Annotated in this window: 4 protein-coding genes; 1 reads left to right on the forward strand and 3 read right to left on the reverse strand. The window is 43.0% G+C overall.

Going from position 1 to position 3867, the window contains the following annotated elements; all coding sequences use genetic code 11:
- Together B5F88_RS18595 and B5F88_RS18600 are read right to left on the reverse strand one after the other, a co-directional pair.
- On the reverse strand, positions 1-1464 hold a 1464-nt coding region (locus tag B5F88_RS18595), incomplete at its 3' end, for a recombinase family protein (RefSeq protein WP_140402198.1).
- Positions 1465-1476: 12 nt separating this feature from the next.
- Positions 1477-1836 carry a helix-turn-helix transcriptional regulator gene (locus B5F88_RS18600; protein WP_087348951.1) on the reverse strand — a complete coding sequence of 120 codons (360 nt, stop codon included), beginning with the start codon at positions 1834-1836 and terminating at the stop codon, positions 1477-1479.
- A 308-nt stretch (positions 1837-2144) separates the two neighbouring features.
- Between B5F88_RS18600 and B5F88_RS18605 the strand changes: the two genes are divergently transcribed.
- Entirely contained in the window at positions 2145-3134 is a 990-nt protein-coding gene (locus B5F88_RS18605) for a toll/interleukin-1 receptor domain-containing protein (RefSeq protein WP_087348953.1), read from the forward strand.
- Between the two features lie 123 nt (positions 3135-3257).
- Here the strand turns inward: B5F88_RS18605 and B5F88_RS21170 are convergent.
- A partial coding sequence (locus tag B5F88_RS21170) for a hypothetical protein (RefSeq protein WP_204246269.1) occupies positions 3258-3867 on the reverse strand: 610 nt, incomplete at its 5' end.

Raw genomic sequence — 3867 nt, forward strand, 5'->3', positions numbered from 1 at the left:
TGGTCCCCCGAGAGATGATAAATCCGAACGTTCAATCTGTTCAAAGGTGATCCGCTCCGCACCCTCCTTGTAGTTGAAGGTCACGAGAATATAGTCATCATAGACCACCACGCTGTTAACAAAACCATCAATCAGCCGTCTACGCCCCTCCAAAGTATTGGTGTCCACTTTACGGTATTGGAGGATGTAGAACCGAATCTGCTCTCTGGTGAACTGGGGCTTTTTCATTTCTTCCTTGATGATACTCAGCTCTAGCTTTTCTTTGGTGGCTTCCAGCTCGTCCAAACGGCGCTTGGTGGAAGCATTGAAAATTCCTGCCTGGATAGCGTTGAGCATATTTTCAATCGCTTTTTCGGTATCCGCCAGCTGCCGACGCAGGGAGGGCAGCTCGTTGCTTTCCTGCCCCTGTAAAGCTAATGCCTGATCGACGAAATATTCCACAAAGGCATCATCCATGATATTCCGCATGACAGAACTGACCACAGCCTGCTCCAGAGGCTCTTTCCGAACACTTTTGTGCTTAGCCGTGCAGATTTTTCTCTTTTTGCTGTTGACACAGCGGTAATAGTGGTATTTTCTCCCTTGGGTGCCGCTTGTCCCACTTTCGCCCACCATCATGGCCTTACAGGTACCGCAGAATAGCTTGGTTGTCAGCAGGTAGTCGTCCTCAGCCTTATGCCGGGCTGGGGCCTTTTTATTTTTCTTCATCTGCTCCTGCACACGCTCAAACAGGTCAGTCGGGACCAATGCAGGGATGCCATTTGGCACGACAATGTCCCGATACTGATATTCTCCAATGTACTTTCGATTATGTAGAATCCCGGAGATAAAGTTCAAGTCTGCCGGTTTGCCACGTACCGTTGTAACACCCAAGTCATTCAGGTGATCCACAATCTGCTTCATGGTGGAGCCGGTGTCATACATTTTGAAAATGTCCAGCACAATGGGGGCGGTGATCGGGTCCGGTTGGTAGTGCTTGTCTGCGTCGATGGCAAAGCCAAATGTGGGAGTGCCGCCATTGTACTTGCACTTGAGCGCATTTTCTGTGTGGCCACGGATGACCTTTACGGAAAGCTCAGCGGAATAGTACTCTGCCATCCCTTCCAGCATGGATTCCAGGATAATGCCCTCAGGCCCATCGGCAATATTCTCTTTGGCCGAAACCACCCGCACACCGTTCTTTTTCAAGGCTGCCTTATAATGGGCGCTGTCGTAGCGGTTGCGGGCGAAACGGTCCAGCTTCCATACCACAACCACATCAAACAGCCCCTTGGCGCTGTCCTTGATCATCCGCTGGAAGTCGGGGCGGTTGTCTGTTTTGGCAGAAAGGGCACGGTCGATGTACTCCTTAACTACGGTCATACCGTTCTGCTTACAATATTCCATGCACTCTCGGATCTGACCGTCAATGCTTTCCTCTCTCTGCCCCTCGCTGGAATAACGAGCATAAATTACTGCGTTCACATCGCCACCCCCTTACTCATCAGTAGTTTCTGAAAACATCTGCAAAACGGATTCCTTCATGCGATTATAGTAAGGCGACTTTGGATCAAAGCACATTTCTACAAACTGCTCCATATCAGTGGTATTTTTCCATACTTTGGGCTGGTAGTGGTACAGTTTCCCTTGTGGTTCGTCACAGCGGGCAAAGATGTAATCCATAGAAACATCAAAGAAGTCCGCGTACTTGCGGAACAGCTCAACTGTTGGGGTTGACTGCCCGTTTTCATAGCGGTTAAGGCTGGACTGAGTAATGCCCAAAATCTCTGCCAGCTTTGCCTGGGACAACGATAGACTGTGGCGCAGGGTGCGCAGCCGGTTGCCGACTTGTTTCACTGTAATCACATCCTTCCTCAAGTATTATAGCATATATTGAATTGATGTTAAAGCAGTTTTCGAGTTTAAATGTTGAAGCAGTCAATGTAAAGGAAAATATCCATGTAAATATATTTATATAAGCCTGACTGAATCTAAAACTGCATGGGAAAATTCTGATTTACCGGGCTAGATAGATAGAAATTGGATTTCATAGGTGAGAAGCTTGATTTTCCCCAAGAATCTGCTACCATAATTAGTAACATACAGATAGAAACCTATCAAAAGCATGTCAAAATCGCAACGAAAAATAGGAAGGATGTTCTTGTATGAGAATTTTTATCAGTCATGCGACGAAGAATCGAGAGGTTGTGCTCCGGTTTGCAGAATTTTTGGAGAGAGTCAGCAGCGAAGTTGAGGTATTCTGCTCATCCGAAAAAGGGAGTATTCCAGTTGGAAAAAACTTTGTCCAAACAATTTTTGATGAATTGAATAACAGCGATTTGTTTATTCCCATGATCAGCAAAGAATACTATGAGAGTAAATTCTGCATGATGGAACTGGGGGTGGCGTATTCGTACTTATATAACAGGTACAGCAGTCAGGGGGAAGATTATATTTTCCCATTTGCCATTCCGCCCATTCAAAAAGGCCATGCCTTGTCTGGAACTCCAATGGCTAATATTCAGACGGGGTCTATAAGCGATGAAGCGGATATTCATAGCTTTCTGGAGTATTTGTCCTCAGAGAAGGGCGTAAACATCGGAAGTGGAATTAACCAGAAGTTGCATTCGTTTCTGTTTGAGGTAGATCAGATTTTTTTAAAAAACCAGAATATACTGGATGGAGCAAAAATAGGGACTTATTTTGATGACAGTATTGATTTTAAGCGCCGAGAGGACATATCTGGAATCAGCACCACAGAAAATGGGCTTGTAGTCAATTATAATATGAATCCATATGAAAAAACGGATGTGAGGTATCCGAAATTTATTAGCATGGTATTACGGTATGTAGATAAATTGGATTTGAGTCGTTATTTGAATATGAATGCTCAAGCTGAATTTGTCTTTGAATTAATGAACTTTACAAATTCATTAAAGCGGATTTTTGTGGAGTTTAAGTATTCAGATAATAATCAAATTTTGGAAACATTTGAATTTCCAGTCCAATACGGAGAAAATAAATTGAACATATCGTTGGAAAAGATGAAAAGCACCGCGTTAAGCAACATTTCTGAAATTTGCTTTGTCATTCATCCGGATGACGTCGAGGAAGAAGAAGGAATGTTTAAAATAAGTGGAATCCAGATACACTGAAAAGGCTGACTTTGGATAGCTTTCTAACAAAGACAGCTGTTTCTTAAGTGTGGTATTCGCACAATGGATGATAAACTATAGATACTGTTTTCTCAACCTCTTGCCCTTTTCGTAAATGGGGCCTTACTTTTCTGTAATCTCATTAAAGTCAAACAAGAATTGGTAAGTGTTTATTTTATTGTGACAATTCTCACATTCAAAATGGTCATATGCAAACTGAATCCACATCTCGTCAGAATTGTGCCTGTGTCCACACTTGGGACAAAAAACATTGATTTGATCTAAGTGGAGCAGTTGTTTTACGTCCGCATATTCAGAAATCATTTGCAAACTCTTGAGCGTTGAATTTGTCAGGTTGATTAACATGGTATAATCGCTCAATTCTGCAATTTCTCCAAACATCTTCATTACTAGATCCAATGTATACTTCAAAACGTAGGGAATCGAAGCATAGTAAAATCCAATATTGCGATGTCGTATCTCATCATCGGGAAAAATAAAATTTAACCCTGATGGGGATGTTTTGAGTGCTGGCCTTGAGGTAATTAGATGGTTTGTAGCCTGAAGGATGCCATTAAGCGTCAACTGATCTTTGTAACTATACCGGAACTTATACATATCCAATGGATCAGACGGATTAGGAGGACAGATACGTTCGATGTGCTTTCGTATTTTATCTTTCTTTCTGACAATCTCGTAGCTACCAGTATCATCGCTAGTGAGCATCAGGGTG

This window comes from Flavonifractor sp. An306, assembly GCF_002159455.1.
In the GTDB taxonomy this organism is placed as follows: domain Bacteria; phylum Bacillota; class Clostridia; order Oscillospirales; family Oscillospiraceae; genus Flavonifractor.